The sequence below is a fragment of the Baia soyae genome, assembly GCF_004341445.1.
Classification (GTDB): domain Bacteria; phylum Bacillota; class Bacilli; order Thermoactinomycetales; family Thermoactinomycetaceae; genus Baia; species Baia soyae.
Genome location: NZ_SLXV01000017.1, coordinates 1 through 16,347, shown reverse-complemented (window position 1 = coordinate 16,347; position 16,347 = coordinate 1). Strand labels below are relative to the sequence as shown.

Genomic DNA, 16,347 nt, shown 5'->3' with positions numbered 1-16,347 from the left:
TGATCCATTCCCCTTTCTCTCTAAATGGCGACGTCCCTTTTTTTGAAAGTAATCATAGCAATAGCCAAGAAGAGGAGGAAATAGGCACCGAGTACGATTGAGGAGAAGGAAGTAGTCATTCCCTTAATAAGGGATTCCTCTGAAGCCAAGTACTCCATATGGATAAATGGCGTATACTTAACCCACGTATATTTTAGCAGGAATACTGTTGCAATATTACCTCCAAAATAAGCAGCCATTGAGAGGCCGATTGCTAATCCATTACTGCGAAATACCGTTGAAATCATAAACGTAAATGTAATGACGAAAAATGGTAAAATAAGCGATAACAAAAAGCTTTTACCCCAAGTATAAAGGAAGGTTTCCTTTACCATATGGTCCCCTTGCATCACAGCATGAGATGCAGTGATTCCTTCAAAGCCAAGCAATAATCCACCTGCTATTAAGGAGAGAAGAACCCCTAATAGTAATAAGAAAGCTGTAGAGAAGAGCGCAGAAACGTATTTTGAAAGTAATATTTTAAGCCGATGGATAGGCCTAATTAACAATAATTTAATGGTTCCCGTTGAGAATTCACTTGCTACACTGTTAGCAGCGATAATGATTCCAAAGAAAGCACCAAAGAAAATAATCATCCCTTGCCCATCATTTAAATATGTATGGATCGTGTATGGTTTGATATTATTGGCCAAGAGATATTCACTTTTTGCTATTTCCTTTTGTGCCGTTGCCTTCGTATCTTCATCTACATCCTTTTCATTTAGTATTGCTGTATTCTTCTTGATTCCCTTCTGTAAGTCCGCTTGTCCATCTGCGGGCTGTTTATACCCTCCAAAAAATGTGCTTAGCAGTACAAATACCACCAAGAGACCCATCATAATCCATGTAGATAACCGAAAAGATGTCTTAATATTTTCGTTATGAATCAACTTAAAAAACATAACTCACTTCCTCCTAATCTAAAAATTTATAGTTCTTTACAAATACAACCTTAACACATATACCCCTCAATCTTCTTCATTCAAACTCTATTTTTCGAAAAGTCACTCCGATTACTCATAATGAAAGTGAAGCTGAGATGCAATCTGATGAATGGTACTCTCTAGGACTGTAAGATTCTCATCCGCAATGTATACACGCGCAAGCGATTGGAAAGCTTGCAACTTTGACATCGTCGATCCTTTTCATTCTATCATCTATTTCCATTGTTCAAATTGGCTGTCCAAAGACTGCTCCATCGTCAACTGCGGTTTCTGAACCATAGGCGGGCAGATCGAATCTCCAAAAACCATTACCCCTACTGTAGTATAAACATACACTTTTTTCATATTTATAAAAAAGTCATAATAACAAAAATTACATTCAATTTAAGTATTCCTGATCACTTCATCATCAATTAAACTCCATTTCATGAGGGTTAACTTTTTCACCTGAATAAATATAAATCTATTGAATAAAAAAACAAACAATGTAATCTGTTAATGTAGCACTTTAATAAAGATGAAATTAAGGAGGTTTCTTGTGTGAAGAAGAAAACCTGGAAAATCATATCCATTATATTTATCCTACTTGCGGGTCTTTGGTTTATATTCCGTCCCGAAAAATTGTTTATTGATAAAACAGTAAATGAAGCGCTTCAAACACCTGCTGGAAAAACTCAAGCATCGAAAATTCTATACCAAAGTCAGTTTCACAGTGGAGATACTTTTCATAAAGGCAAAGGAACTGCAACCGTTCATCAGCTGGAAAATGGGAAGCGCATTTTACGTTTTACAGAGTTTGAGACAGATAACGGTCCTGACGTAAAGATCTATCTCGTTGCCCTTCCAGAAATCAAAAAAAGTAAAGAGGTAACCAAAGACAACTTTATCTCATTGGGGCAAATAAAGGGGAACAAGGGAGATCAAAACTATGAAATCCCTGACAATGTTGACTTAAACAAGTACCAGACCGTTTCGATTTGGTGTGAACGCTTTTCCGTCAACTTTGCTTCTGCATCGTTTAAAAAAGGGAACTAGTTTCTACAAGGGCTAGTCTATCTCTTGGTATACAGGTATTTTCTCTAACTAAAAACACGTTACTTATGTACAGTACACGAGTAACGTGTTTTATTTTAAGGGGACTTCATTGTAAGAGGTTCTATATTTCCATAATCAACCTTAAGATTTTAAAATAAACTTATAACCTCCTTCACAAATAAAACCCGGTCTTGCCCTCGACCATCATAATTCGTATGGACCGGCACACCTTGTACGGTACCATTTCCCCCCCACCATGGAAAATCCCATTTTATTATGAAATGCAATCGATACTTGATTGACAGGAGACGTAACACAATGGACGGTACAGCAATTCTTTTCTTTGACTATCGCAAAAAAGTTTTCATACAACTTCTTTGCTAACCCCTCTTTTCGATAGTCTGGGTGAACTCCAATGAAGTGGATATATGCTTCCTGTGGACTTGATTGTGAAACAAATCCAATCAGAAACGCGAGAACATCATGATCTTCAACGACTACGAAGGAGGTATCTCTAAAGTGATCGAAAAACAACTCTGGAAGCATATCGGCCATCCGTCTACCACCCCACCAATCATCGATTACGGAAATAACTTTATAATAATCGGACTTCTCTACTGGTCTCATTTTCATATACTGATATCCCCCGTTTTCCTTAACAATCGGCACAAAAATAGAGGCTGATCCCTTTGGACAGCCTCATTACTTATACAACTGTTTACCCTTATACTCATACCAAGTATAGCAAACATTTACTATTTATGACCATGTATCAACTTATTAGGAATACACTATCCCAATCTGGATCATCATCATGAATCAAACTTAGCAACACCAGAGCAATCCCTGATACTCCTCCTAAAAGTCCAGCATTCGTATGAGTCGTCATTTTATCACGAATCGGCACATGATCATAAAAACGAAGGGGAGCTTGGTCATCATACATGTTTAGAATCCGATCGACTAAATAATCACAGTGCTCTCTGAAGTCCAATGTTCCCTGGATGTGTTCTCGTAGGAATTCTACTGACATTCCATCCATCCCATGGCTACCCTTATTCTTTTCCACTTGTTTGAGTGCCTTCAAGAGATTTTCTCGTGAGAGTAGCCGTTTCATTAACATCGATATAACCTTCCTCGTGAACGCTCCGTTCTATTTGTACCATTCCTTACTCTACCCTCCTAGAGTCCCCCATGGACTTCACCACTTCCTCCTCTAGGCAAGCCTATTATAGGTTGTCTGTATCAACGTAAAGAGTGAACGCATAGTGGATCGTTCTTCCTAAATGTTCAGCCCTTCCCTTTTCAAGCGTCCTTTACTCAGGTACTATGGCATCTGCCGAATTCTGCATGTTCAGTTAAGCCTTTCGGCTTAGGTTACCATGTGAGCATGGCTTGCCATGCAGATCTCCCCGGGTAAGAACGTAGTCTTTCCCTCCACCTATCTGTCTCATCTACTCTCATTCGCCTTCGGTAGCAAGGACTTTGTCTTGTCATGCAGACTCATCCAACGAATATTAGCCTTATATGAGATTCGTGTTCCTCAGATCGGAGGTTTGCCGCCGACTTCCTTCAGATTCCACCTCACGGTGGACACCCTTGTCATAAGCTAATGACTACTGCTACCTTCACCATTCGGGACTTTCACCCTATAGACTACGCCCATGCCGGGCGCACACGAAAGGGTATATGTCAGTTTAGCACCGACACATACCCTGGAAGACAATTCCCTCCTTTTCGTTTATCAATTCACAAATTGACTACGTCCAGCAACACTTGGCGAATTTCTGATTCACATTCGATTAATAAATGATTAGCGCCATCCACTTCTATATACTTTGCCACAGGCACCTGTTTCTGTATTTCTTTGCTGTAATAGTTTGGAAACATAAGATCATATTGACCATGTATCAAGTACATCGGTTTATGATTAAAAGTGGAGATTTCGCCTGTTATCTGAAGACTCAGCAACGTTTTGATCAAAACCGTCAATTGTTCTTTCGTAAAAAAGTTGAGACGTTGCTGTATAGAGTCTTCTCTATATTGAGCCCAGCTCTCCGATTTAGGACCGAGCAACAGGCTACTGTTTACATCCCAAAACCGTCTTATTTCTCCCTGTTCTACCAACTGAAGAAAATTTGTCCAAAGTGCTTTAAGGGGTGCTCCTATATAGAAAAAGGGGGATATAAGAATAAGTCCATCTACGTTCTTTGCACTGTTGATTGCATACTGCGAAACAATAGCTGCTCCTTGGCTATGGCCAACGAGTATGATGTTGCAAAAGCACTCTCTTTCTTTCAAGTAGCTAACAAGTTCGCCTAATTGATGAACATATGTATGGAATGAAACACGCTCCCACAAATGTGCATTATTCCCATGTCCTACACAATCATATGTTACAAAATTAGCATGGTCCTTGATCGGATTTATGATGTCATCCCAGCACACACCCGATTCAGAGAAACCATGAACAAATACAAAACAACAATTCTTATTTACGTTGCGATTCATATATGCCATTGAATAGAGACTTGAAAATGGTAAATCGGACTTCATTTTTTATCCCTCACTTCCACCTCAACAAATGACCCTCCCATTCTCTTTAAACAAAAAGTTCATCTTCATACCCACTCTTTACATGAACCACATTATGTTGAATCTCAAGTTTATCATCTAGAAATAACTTTACCGCCCTCGCTAACGCCAATCTTTCAACCCCTATAATGGCTTCCCTCAAATCAGACTCTGTATAATGTGGTTTTACCTCAACGGCTGCTTGGGTAATAATCGGACCTTGATCCACCTCATTATTGATAAAATGTACAGTAGCCCCTGTAATTCTAACACCCTTCTGAATGGCTTTTAACTGTGCCTTATCTCCTACAAATGCCGGAAGTAGCGACGGATGGGTATTAATGGTTTGATGGCCATATTTCTCAACAAATTCAGTACTAAAAATCCGACGATATCCGCCTAACACAATCAAGTCAATTTGGCATCTATCCATTAGCAAGGCAATTTCTTGTTCGTGGTCACTTCGACTATGATAACTTTTGTGATCAATGCAATAAAATTCACAGCCTTCTGGTATGGGTAGTTGTGAAGAATCAACATTGGGATTGTTCGTAATCACTAAAACAAGTTCACTTGATGTCCCACTTAAACCGCCTTGCACCGCTCCCATTAATGATCCACGCCCAGAGAAAAGAAATGCTACTCTCTTTTTCATATAATCTCTACCTTTCAAATTTTTTGTTTTTTAGAAAGTGATTTTTGATTAGATCAAAATCACAATGAAGAAACTTTCCATTCAAAACAACAAACTCCCCATTTATCATCACATGAGCCGGATTATGATTCAAAATGGTATCCAAAAATAGTAAGCTCGGATCCTGTGATTCAACCATCACATCACCTCGCTCAAAAAAGCAAATATCGGCGAACATCCCTTCTTGTATACTCCCTACATAATCTAAGCCTAATGCCGATGCTCCCGTCTTTGTAATCGAGTCAACTAGGTCGATCACATTCACCTTTTCGTCCAAGTTCGATTCACCATGAAAATACAGAGAGAAGGCAGCATCGAAAGCCAATTTATGAAACGGGTTTACCATCGCTGCATCGGTCCCTAATCCAATTTGGTTGTGTAATAAAGCTTTAAATGGGAAGCGCCCTGCTCCTGTAAAACTGTTACTGACTGGACAGTGTATAAAATTCAATTTTTTTCCTGATAACACACCAATGTCTTCATCTGAAAGTGCTGAAGCATGAACCAATAATGTGGACGAGTCTAGTAAATTTAGTTTCTCGAGAACCTGAATCCCAGATTCCCCATAATGTGAAGCACACTGCTCAACTTGACTTTTGCCCTCACAAACATGCATAACAAATTTCTTATTTTCTTGATAGGCAATTTTATGAAGCTCCTTCATTAGCTCTGGAGTTGCAGAAAGCTCTGAAGCGGTAGCTGGATGGACTTTTATCAAATCCGATTCATACTTATGTACACAATCAGAGTAGCGCTTTATAACATCTTCAAGGGAGGACGAACTCGGCTTTGACTCTTTCCCTAGCCATTGATCATTTTGTGAAAAATGAATAACGGCTCTAATACCCGCTTTTTTGGCTTGCTCCGCATCAACCTCAGCCCGGCTCGTAAAAATCCCTAGAGTGGTTATACCTTGACGCAACGAATTTAATATCGAGTATAAAGAAGATAAACCTTGAATTTCTTCGGTTTCCAAATGATTATTCCGATGAACTGCATCCAAAACATCACTTATGCTACTAAATGCTTGTAACCCTCCGTATAGCTCTTTACTTGGATGCAAATGCGCATTAATGAGTCCGGGTAAGATGATAAGGTTTGTAGACTCCATGACATTACCACCATCAATGGAATTGGGAAGGCATATTTTTTCAATTTTATTGTCCGAAATAACAATATCCGCAAGGCGAAAATCGTGCTGATCCGAGTAATACATTGCATTTTTTAAAATGATCCTGTCAGCTCTTCTATTTGGTTCAATACTAGATTCCATTGGAGCACCTCCGCCACTACATGTTCTTCCTTAATATGAAGAGTTTTCATCCCTAATTTTTTAGCTGGCATTATATCATTAGTGATAGAGTCTCCAATGAACAAAATATCTTTTGGATCGGTAGAAAGATCATCCACTAAGCGTTGAAAAAACGGGGGATGAGGTTTACAAAATGGATGATAACTCCCAAAAAGAAAATAAGAAAAAAACGGATCCATTTTATGATATCGCAGCTTACCCATTTGGATTTGTTCCATTCCGTTACTACAAACAGCAAGTGAGAAATTCTCAGCTAATTTGCTTAGTAATGGCTCAACTCCATGATATGGCACACAATTTTTTATATAAGCTACCTTATAATCCGTCGAAACTTCCTTTAACTTCTGTTCCATTCCATAAAAATCACAGAGTAACTTAAAGCGATATATCAAAGTCTCTTCTACATCATGGATCCCCTTCTCAAAGTTCGTCCAAGCCATTCGATTAAACTTAGAAAAAGCCTCATGGAATTCCTCAAATGAAGGGCCACGATCATAAAAATAGATGTTAAAAATTTCTCTTAGGCTCTTCTGTTCACCCCGAGTATGATTACATAGCGTTTCATCCAAATCAAAAACAATCACCTTCATATTTTCACGCTCTCGTTTCTGTTTGCAATAGTAGGTAGTACTAAGCCAATAATTACTAAAGAACCCGCTACTATTTTTACATTTGAAATAGGTTCGTTATAAACTACAATCGAAAATAACATAGTGAAAATAGGGATGGAATTAGAAAACAACGATGGAATAATAATGTTGGTTTTCTTAACCCCAAAATTATAAGCCATATCTGCTACTAAATTTGCAAACAAAATAGCAAACAGTACATACAGTAGAGAGGTAAGATCAAGCTTTTTATACGCTGTCAAATCTCCAAATATCGATGCCGGAATAAAAAGCAATATACTCCCAAATATAAAGCACCATGTAGAATAGTGGATCGGATTAATAGAATTCATAATGCTTTTCCCGAGCGATATATAGATCACGAACGAAATAACGGCTACAAACAAGATGAGGCTACCATATAAATGATCATTACTAAAATAGATCGAACCAAAGTCACCATTTGTAACCAACAAAATAATTCCTGTAATAGATAGCAAAGTTCCAAATAGATTTATCGCTCGTAATCTATTCTTTAGCCAAATAACATCTAGGATATTACTTACTAATGGAACTAAGGCGATAATCAGAGCAGCATCAACAGAAGATGTTTTTTTCATCCCATAATTTACGAGTACATTAAACAAAAAAATCCCAAAAAAGCTAGCGAAAAATATGTTGATTAAGATTTTTTTATCATAGCTAAATAACCCTTTCCAAAAGATAACAACCGATACAATCGCTGCCCCAAAAATGGCATAGAAAGCTAATACAAACGGACTTAATACGGATAATAGAAGCTTCGTGACAATAAAATTGTAACCCCATAGAATTACGGATACCAACAAAGCCATAATTGGGATAATAGATATCTTTTTCATATCATTCTCCTTATGTAGTACGGACACCTAGTTACATAACAAATTAACACACAAGTTTAACTATATAGTATAATTCTGAAATATTCAATGTTCCATTTTATAATATACGTTTCCTTTATGGTATTTACTTCAGATGTGATATAAATATCTTAAATGAAACAAATATATTCATAGTTACAAACTAATACCATTCTAATTATTAATATAGTTATCTATGAAGGGATGATTATTTATGTCAGTTAAGAAATTATTCTTTTTACCTACCGGATCTTGTTTTTTAGATCAATCAGCAGTCAATCGGACTCTTCCACCTGGTAAATTAATCGAAATGCCAGTTTGGTCTTTTCTCTTAGAAACAAGCGATGGGCCCATCCTAATTGACACGGGAATGCCTGATTCCTTTGTGAATAACCCCGACTATTATAAAGGGACAAAAAGAGAGGGTCGAGTTGTTCCAAATATGTCAGATGGCGATCGGATTATAAATGTGCTAAAACGCGTTGGCTATCGACCAGAGGACATTCAAGCGCTTATTAGCTCCCACCTGCACTTGGATCATGCAGGTGGGAACGGACATTTCCATCAAGCACCCATCTTCGTTCAGAAAGCCGAACTTGACGCTGCCATCGGAAATCATGACTATGCTCCGCAAGAATGTATATTGCCTGATTTACCGTATCAAGCGATTGAAGGTGACTACGAAGTTAGGCCTGGCGTCCAGATTCTCTTTACACCAGGGCATTCGCCCGGACACCAATCCGTGTTGGTTAAAACCGAAAAATCCGGATATGTACTACTAACTGTTGATGTTGCTTATGTACGGTCGAACTTTGATAATGGAGTCCCATTCCTAACATCTGATCCCGAAATGGCTGCTAAATCCATTCAACGTATGCAGGAATTGATTCAGGAATATCGTCCCACTACCGTTTTCTTCGGACACGATCAAGAACAAGCCAAAAGTTGTCATACATTCCCGGATTATTTATAAGAAGAGAACCGTTTTCATTCAGTATACTTTATCTAGATCTTCTGCATAAAATAAGATAGCTTCTTTATAGGATAATATAGCTGAGTCATTTGTTGTCTCAGCTATATTTTTTAAGAGGAGAGTCATTGACTCATGCTACTTTCCAGTATTATAGAGAGCCATGGAGAGAAATACTTGGAAAGATCTATTATCTGAGAATTCATTTACAGCTTTTCTGAGCGTAGATCGATTTTTCGTATTGTCCCAATACTCTATAGGTACTCCCTAATCCAAGTAAAGCTCCTTCTAAATCGTCTTCTTTGGATAAACCCAATTCTATGGCTCGTTCGTAGTAGGGAATCGCTTCTGACTCTAGACATAGCACATCATGTGACCAAGCACTGACATAGTCAAGCAAAATTGTAACGCTCCATTGAAAAAAACAAATCGACTATACCTCCATTGGAGTTTTTCCATTTAAGGCACTGTGAGGTCGTATATGGTGATAATAGCGAAAAATATAGTCTTCAATTAATTGGTTTAAATGATCAAGATCTTTAATCACGTAGTGATTCAAGTGCTCATTCTTCAGTTTTCCGAAGAATGATTCCATTGGAGCATTGTCATAGGGACATCCTGATTTACTCATGCTCTGTACAATCCCGTTCTGCGAACAGAATTCAGTAAAGGATTTCGAAGTAAACTGAACACCTTGATCACTGTGCAAAATCAATCCTTTTTTAGGTGAGTATTTGTGTAAAGCTTCTTGGAGAGTCTCAATAGCTAGATCAGCAGTTATGTATGGAGCCGTTCTGGTAGCAACAATCCTGCGGTTGTTCAGATCTAAAATAGAACAATTGTAATAAAGTTGCCCACTGGCCAGATGAAGGTACGTGAAATCGATACACCATCGTTTATTGGGGTATTCAGCAGAGAACTCTCTATTTAAGACATTAGGAAACACTCTGTGTTTCTTACCCTTTACATAAGGTGGTTTCCTCTTGAACACAATGGATCGCAAATCCAGTTCCTTCATATATTTGTAGACAGTTACTTGGCTACATAAATGGCCTTCATGAGCCAGCCTTCGCTGGATCATCCGGTAACCCATCTTCCCACCATAACGATGATAAATTTTTTAATACAGGTGAGAATTACGTCTTTCTGTTTGAGATAGTTTGATTTTCGTTGCTTACGATAATTGTAGTATGCATGAGGGGAGAGTTGGAACCGTCTTAGCAACCATCTAACGCCAAATTCTTTGGCGTACTGATCAATAAATTGATAAACTATTTTTCGCTTTCCTTCGCAAAGAATGCTGCTGACTTTTTTAAAAAGCGGTTTTCCTTTTCAAGCTCTTCATTTTGCTTTCTTAATTGAGCTAGTTGGTCAAATACATCCTTTTGGTTAGGTTGATTGATTCCATTGATTTGTTTGCATTCTTCGCGGTATTTCTTGACCCAGCTGTTAAGACTTCCTGCTCCCAGTCCGTATTCTTTTGTCAGGCTGTTTACACTTCTTCCCTCTTCAAGATGCAGGCGCACCAGTTTCTCTTTTAAAATAGGGTCGTAATTCTTTCTTTTCACTTTGCAACACCACTTTCTATTGCTTTAATTATATCTCGTCTAATCTTTGTGGTGTTACAATTTCACTATATCAGGTCAACATGAATCACAGTTGACTTTTATCAGGAACAAAAAACATCTATGGATCTAGACTATGTTTTCCTAAGATCAACCCATTATTTTAGACCTAACCATTTTTCCATTGTCATGATATCAATAAATTGTCCATCTACTATACCTTGATTCTCAAATACCCCAACCTCTCGAAATCCCCTTTTTCGATAGAGCCCTTGTCCCGACGAATTAGACAGGAAAGTACTAAGAATAATCTTATGAAATCGATTTTCTTTTGCTTTATTCTCTATCGCTTTCAGTAGATGGGATCCTAACCCTTTTCCTCTCCAACTACGCTCCATATAAATAGATAAATCCGCCACTCCTTGATAGGCATGACGGGGGGAGTAAGCATTTAATGATGCCCAGCCCAGTATTTGTTGATCAGACTCTATGACTAATATCGAATATCTCCCTTGATGTTCTTCATACCACTTCTGAATATCTTCTTGCGACTTAGATGTTTCTTCTAACGTAGCAATACGATCTTCAATACCTTGATTATAGATTAGTCTAATTTTCTCTAAATCCTGAATGGTAGCCTCACGTATGACTAGATTGGCACTCATAAGATTCACTTCCCTTGGTACTAACTGTGCTCTCCAATCAACTTGCTTCATCTTTGCTCATCCTTCCGTTTTTGTCCCCTTTTGAAAGATGATAATCTCACATAACATTCAATAATTGAACCAAATGAAGATACAGTAAGCAATAAAAGCCCTCCCTTAGGTAATGATATAGCTTCTGGAGAGGGCTTACTAAACATTGTATTGTTGAAAATACACCAATACCTAACTGTTAATTATTCATTGATTCTTCTGGGTAAGAATGTTGTTCCCTATTCTCCACTATACTCTGCACCAGGCAGGTAGACCCGATAGCCCATTCTGTAAAGAGCATCTGGATCCCGATCGAAATCGGTTGTTTTATAGGAGAGTGCGTCGGAATTTGGATCGTGAGGACTGGATTCAATTCTGAGAGATCCGAGATTCTCATCGGTATCTCCAGCATCTGGATCTCCGTAGTCTGGAGTACCATCTCCATCTTCTTCGTACAAAGTAGATTCGACCGAAGTAAATGGAATCTTATGCGTGTTCAAGCTACCACCGAGAATCCTTTTGGGACCGTGGTGAGACTGATTTTCATCTGTATCACCATACCATAGTGTCCGAGTTAACTCCCCGTCAATATTCAGCTTAAGATAAGGGTCATCATCTTCAGCATCTAAAATATTGGAATCTTCCTGATCCTTACAACGAAGCGTCATAATATCCAAGTTGCGTAAGTTCGTCGTATAACGCATCGAAAAATGGGCTTGTGTATTGCTTGTAGGTTGTGGTCTTGTAACAATCAGACGATATTCATCAGATTTTGCAGAAATTGCTGTATTGGTTAAATAAGGTAGACTCCATAACGCTCCAACCTGTGTCTCATCTACTTTGAACAAATCAGGACCGTCTATACTGGCTTTCAGCTGATAGCCAAATTTTTCTTTGGATGTTCCAGAAGCTGGTTTCGTATACTCTCCTGAACTATTGACACCCTTCTGGGTGAGCGTGAAAGAGAAGTCTTGTTTTTTCAAGGAAAGTAATTGTTCAGTCCGAAGTTCAAAATAGGTTTTCTTTTGGATCGGATTTATTCCTGTGTCAGCAGCCATGCTAGCATTGGTTTCTTTGAACGGATGCAAAGCAATGGCATCATCCCAAGAAACACCTGTATGCTTATGGACTTTTAAGTTAATATCCCCAGTCCATGTTTTATTGTGCGTTTGGTCCGCATTTACGGGTCGGATTCGCAAATAGAAAGGACCTGATGGAGCAAACGAAACCGTATCCTTTGACAACTGTACACCCTTATCAATCAAACTATCTCCTTTCCAAGGTTTCAGCGGAGTTGATAGATCCTCATCCCGATAAGCTATAATCTCAAATGGTGTCGTATTATCTGTTTCAGAAGCTACTGTAAAGGTATAGGTTCCTGGATTGGTAAAGTGTACCCACTGATAATTCCCTTGCTTATTGATACGCATGCGTGATATGTCTTCTCCTGGATTGGTTAAAGCAGCTGCCGGTGAACAATAAGCATAATGAGGAGCAATAGTCAGCTCTACCCCATAGTGATCGGATAAGTCAAGACCCTCCTTACTATCAAAATCACGGCGCAAGGCCGCATGCTGATAGCAAGAACCTTGAATATTCGCTAAAATATAGTCTAACCGTTCATTTGATGAACCCGGATGCTGATCATTGAGAGCAGACCAAGAGTATCCCGGATCTTTCTTTGAACCAAGCTCCCAAGTATCCTCCAAACCTACATCACTAAAAACATTCATCATATCCCTATATTCATCTGTATCGGCTATAACATTTAAATCCCCTGCTAAGACCATGTCTTCTGGTCTATTCGGAGAAGATCCCTTCTTAACTTCGTTCATAAATTTTTTTATTTGGAGGAACTGATACGCTCGTATCTCGCGGCCGCTTTGGTGGGCTTGAGTATGAGTGAAAAAGACATTAATTGGGTTGAGGGAGTTCGGATTTTCTAAACGAACCCAGCCTACCCCTTTTTGAGCGAGAGCATCTTCAGTAGGTGTTAAAGGGTATGGAGACCATCCCTTGCTACATCCCTCGGTAAAGCCTACATGATCGATGTCTTTCACACAACTAAATGAGCCACTAGATTTAAGGTTATCATTTTCAAGAGGTTTGAATTTTGTAAGTAGCATAAGACCACTATCTTCTCTTACAACGTCAGGGTTTAGTGGATCGAATGCTGTCTCCATATCACCAAGTTCTTCGATTCGATATGGATATTTATCCTTAAGAGTGCTCAGTAATCCCTCTTGGAAATCGGCATCAGGTAGATCGCTCTCATCAAACACTTCACTAAGAACGATGATATCATAGTCCCCTTTTAGAATGTGGTTACCAATCATCGCACCACGATCCTTAGCATCCATAGGATATTCTGTGTCATCGTCTAATGTCTCTTCAAGGATCGGTTCTTTTGCGTGTACATTATAACTTAAAATTCGATAAGACCCATCTAGTTTTCCTGTAGCATAACTTTCCATCGGCAATATAACGGGAATGAGCGTTATTGTTATCAAAGTCATCACCAACAACAAATAAATTCCTTTATTTGTTGATCTCATAATCACAGCCCCTTCATATATGTTTGATTCAAAAAAGATGCATGGGCTACTAAACTCTAAAAATAGATAGATAGTAACCCCGAAACATCTTACTCTCTCTCTACTTTAAATATATCGTCAATGTCTTCAGCATCATATTCAAACCACACTTCTTTTGGAGTACTGGCCCAGTTATCATGGACAGCAACAAATTTATGAGTGATTCCAATATCTGTTCCAACCGCTGTAACAGCATGACCACCATCCGATCCACGATAATCATCGATACTAAGCAATGTTGGATTTCCAGCTTTTATTTGGTTTTCAATCGTACTAAAATCAAAAATTAGCCAGTCCCGATCCACCGTAAAGCGATCCTCGTAGCCACGTTCTTCAATATAATCTTCCAAACCATCTTCAATATCGGATACATAGACTCCAGTTTCATGATGATCCATAAGGACTCCAAAGCGATTTGCTACTGTTTTCCAGTTGTTATCTCCTGATAAATTTGGATATCCATGTTGATCCCAATACATCATTACATTCGCCGATGCTGTAGGAACACAGTCATTTCTCATCGATGTATTATCGCTTTGTTGATAGTCAGGAACACCTGAAATAACGCGCCGAGAACTAGAGGCTGGCATGACATTCGATTCATTCGACCTTCTCTGTTTATTTACGACAATCGAATCCTTGGAAAACTTTTCTCCAGTCCTCAAATCTCTTAGATAATGATTGCCTAAATCTTCAGCGTAATTGATAGGCCCTAGATAATATACAGGGTTTTCAACATTTTGTAATGGATGAGTATCCCCTAGAGAAAACTCAATGACTTTTCCTTTGGATGCGACCATATAACCACCGATCTTTGCTTCGCTTGCTTTCACTAATTCAACAAAATAAACGGTTTCTTTATGCTCCTTGTCCAATAACGGTGTCACTTTACCTGGTCTTATCTCTTTAAATTCAGGAGATCCAGCCTGTACTTTCTGGGCAATCGTAGCTTTTACAATATCCCATACATTATTATTTGCTTCTGTTGCAGCATGGTTCGCCGCTAGAGCAGTACTGTACATACCTGTCTCTACAGATCCGAAAATCAAAAGTGTGATTACAAGCTTGGGTACTATGTTCTTCTTCATCTGTGATCCTCCTCATGATGGTTAATTAATTTTCTTAATAATTCCCTTTTATTAAATAATATATATAGATATTTGGTAAAGGACATGCGTCCTTATTTTTATAAATTATTATCACTCTTTCTAAAACTAAAAAAGCAGTCTTTCCTCATTGTCTCGAGAAAGGACTGCTTCAGGCTATAGCTAAATATTTTTTCTTCATTATCGCCTCATTCCATCAATTATGATGCTGATAATTCTGTCCATGATATCACCTCCTGTCTAATAAGCAGGAAAAGCCTCCCTGTTGATTATAGAAAAGATAGTAGCCAACCTTGCTTTCTAGATGGATGAGTAAGTTTGTTCATAGATATCATGGCCTGCCAATGCTCTTAATTTTTCTCTGTCTTTAACAAAGATGCCATCCATATTGCGCTCAATCAAACCATCCGTGCAGAATCGTTGTATAATTCGATTCAAATGCCTATAGCTAGTCCCGATTAAGTTGGCTGCATTTATCAGACAGGATGTCTTTATTTGTCCATATGGTAAATCAAATTCATCACAAGACACAGATACTAAATAGCTTGCCAATCTCATCTCCACAGGATACATTAGTTTAATGCTCAGAGAATGAGATTCATTGTAGAGTGTTTGGGTGATATGTTCCAGTAAAAATTGTAGAAGAGGCTGGTGACACTTTCCGTATTTTTCTAACCAACGATAATGCACACCGATCATACAGGCCGGCGATACCACCGCAACGGTGTAAACTGAGTCAATCCCCCTTACATACTCCACACCTCCGATTATATCAAGGGGCGTCCTAAAAGAGAGGATGAGGGTTTTACCCTTTGATGAGTTGGTATAGACTTTAACCTTTCCCTTGACAAGTATATACAGATAATGTGCAGCATCTCCTTGGGAACAAATAAAATCCCCTCGTTCAAATCTGTATAGTGATAAATGGGGGATTAACTGCTCATTAAACACAGTTTCTAATCGATGGACACGCAGATAATGATTTAATTTTTCAAGGTCCTTCATCCTCCATTTTCACCCCTAGTCCGTTCTGTTAATACATCCTGTTTATACTGTCAACTACGCTGATAATCAAATCGACCATCGCAATCTGTATAACCCTCTGCCACCTTAGGAGAGCTTTTTTCATCGTCAAAAGAGATGAGTGTTGAAATTTCATCTTAGTTAAAGCCATCGATCTTTTTTAACTATTAAATATTTTCAAATATCCCAAGACTAGGTAGTGTCTGAAAACTTCTAATGTGTTATCTTATTCAGTAAGATGACATGCGAAGGAGATTTCCCAATGGCCCCACGACGCTATGAGCTTACT

General features: G+C 38.5%; 14 protein-coding genes and 2 pseudogenes. 2 read left to right on the top strand and 14 right to left on the bottom strand.

The features are described 5' to 3' along the window. Window positions 1-20: 20 nt before the first annotated feature. Window positions 21-941 (bottom strand): ABC transporter permease, encoded by a 921-nt coding sequence (locus EDD57_RS07145; protein ID WP_131848773.1) that lies wholly within the window; start codon window positions 939-941, stop codon window positions 21-23. A gap of 582 nt (window positions 942-1,523) precedes the next feature. Between EDD57_RS07145 and EDD57_RS07140 the strand changes: the two genes are divergently transcribed. Continuing rightward, window positions 1,524-2,018: a DM13 domain-containing protein gene (locus EDD57_RS07140; RefSeq protein WP_131848772.1), complete on the top strand. Its 495-nt coding sequence runs from the start codon at window positions 1,524-1,526 to the stop codon at window positions 2,016-2,018. Window positions 2,019-2,167: 149 nt separating this feature from the next. On the opposite strand, the pseudogene EDD57_RS07135 reads toward EDD57_RS07140, so the two are convergent. The 7 genes and pseudogenes from EDD57_RS07135 to EDD57_RS07105 form a co-directional block, all read right to left on the bottom strand. Further along, window positions 2,168-2,651: pseudogene (locus tag EDD57_RS07135) on the bottom strand (N-acetyltransferase family protein). Window positions 2,652-2,790: 139 nt separating this feature from the next. Then, complete coding sequence (locus tag EDD57_RS07130) at window positions 2,791-3,141, bottom strand: glycoside hydrolase family protein (RefSeq protein ID WP_131848771.1); 351 nt, start codon at window positions 3,139-3,141, stop codon at window positions 2,791-2,793. Between the two features lie 626 nt (window positions 3,142-3,767). Continuing rightward, the gene (locus EDD57_RS07125) at window positions 3,768-4,574 is read right to left on the bottom strand and encodes an alpha/beta fold hydrolase (protein WP_131848770.1); all 807 of its coding nucleotides are present in this window, start codon (window positions 4,572-4,574) and stop codon (window positions 3,768-3,770) included. 46 nt (window positions 4,575-4,620) lie between these two features. After that, the gene (gene purN / locus EDD57_RS07120) at window positions 4,621-5,247 is read right to left on the bottom strand and encodes a phosphoribosylglycinamide formyltransferase (RefSeq protein ID WP_131848769.1); all 627 of its coding nucleotides are present in this window, start codon (window positions 5,245-5,247) and stop codon (window positions 4,621-4,623) included. Window positions 5,248-5,254: 7 nt separating this feature from the next. After that, window positions 5,255-6,559 (bottom strand): amidohydrolase family protein, encoded by a 1,305-nt coding sequence (locus EDD57_RS07115; protein WP_131848768.1) that lies wholly within the window; start codon window positions 6,557-6,559, stop codon window positions 5,255-5,257. Further along, a complete protein-coding gene (locus EDD57_RS07110; RefSeq protein ID WP_131848767.1) occupies window positions 6,511-7,188 on the bottom strand; it encodes an HAD family hydrolase in 678 nt (225 codons plus the stop codon). Before EDD57_RS07110 ends, EDD57_RS07115 begins: the two co-directional genes overlap by 49 nt. Then, window positions 7,185-8,087 carry a DMT family transporter gene (locus EDD57_RS07105; RefSeq protein WP_131848766.1) on the bottom strand — a complete coding sequence of 301 codons (903 nt, stop codon included), beginning with the start codon at window positions 8,085-8,087 and terminating at the stop codon, window positions 7,185-7,187. Before EDD57_RS07105 ends, EDD57_RS07110 begins: the two co-directional genes overlap by 4 nt. Before the next feature lie 232 nt (window positions 8,088-8,319). Here EDD57_RS07105 and aiiA point away from each other — a divergent pair, with 232 nt between their 5' ends. Continuing rightward, window positions 8,320-9,078, top strand: a complete 759-nt coding sequence (gene aiiA, locus EDD57_RS07100; protein ID WP_131848765.1) for a quorum-quenching N-acyl homoserine lactonase AiiA — start codon at window positions 8,320-8,322, stop codon at window positions 9,076-9,078. Window positions 9,079-9,277: 199 nt separating this feature from the next. Here the strand turns inward: aiiA and EDD57_RS14775 are convergent, their stop codons facing one another. The 6 genes and pseudogenes from EDD57_RS14775 to EDD57_RS07070 all read right to left on the bottom strand — a co-directional run bounded on the left by EDD57_RS14775 (window position 9,278) and on the right by EDD57_RS07070 (window position 16,040). Continuing rightward, entirely contained in the window at window positions 9,278-9,475 is a 198-nt protein-coding gene (locus EDD57_RS14775) for a tetratricopeptide repeat protein (protein WP_243649473.1), read from the bottom strand. 33 nt (window positions 9,476-9,508) lie between these two features. After that, window positions 9,509-10,643 (bottom strand): annotated as a pseudogene (locus EDD57_RS07090) (IS3 family transposase). A 155-nt stretch (window positions 10,644-10,798) separates the two neighbouring features. Next, on the bottom strand, window positions 10,799-11,356 hold the full coding sequence (locus EDD57_RS07085; protein ID WP_243649472.1) for an arsinothricin resistance N-acetyltransferase ArsN1 family A: 558 nt from the start codon (window positions 11,354-11,356) through the stop codon (window positions 10,799-10,801). Between the two features lie 218 nt (window positions 11,357-11,574). Further along, window positions 11,575-13,890 (bottom strand): endonuclease/exonuclease/phosphatase family protein, encoded by a 2,316-nt coding sequence (locus tag EDD57_RS07080; RefSeq protein WP_131848764.1) that lies wholly within the window; start codon window positions 13,888-13,890, stop codon window positions 11,575-11,577. A gap of 89 nt (window positions 13,891-13,979) precedes the next feature. Continuing rightward, window positions 13,980-15,017 carry a C39 family peptidase gene (locus EDD57_RS07075; RefSeq protein ID WP_131848763.1) on the bottom strand — a complete coding sequence of 346 codons (1,038 nt, stop codon included), beginning with the start codon at window positions 15,015-15,017 and terminating at the stop codon, window positions 13,980-13,982. Between the two features lie 318 nt (window positions 15,018-15,335). After that, entirely contained in the window at window positions 15,336-16,040 is a 705-nt protein-coding gene (locus EDD57_RS07070; protein ID WP_131848762.1) for a Crp/Fnr family transcriptional regulator, read from the bottom strand. Window positions 16,041-16,347 lie beyond the last annotated feature (307 nt).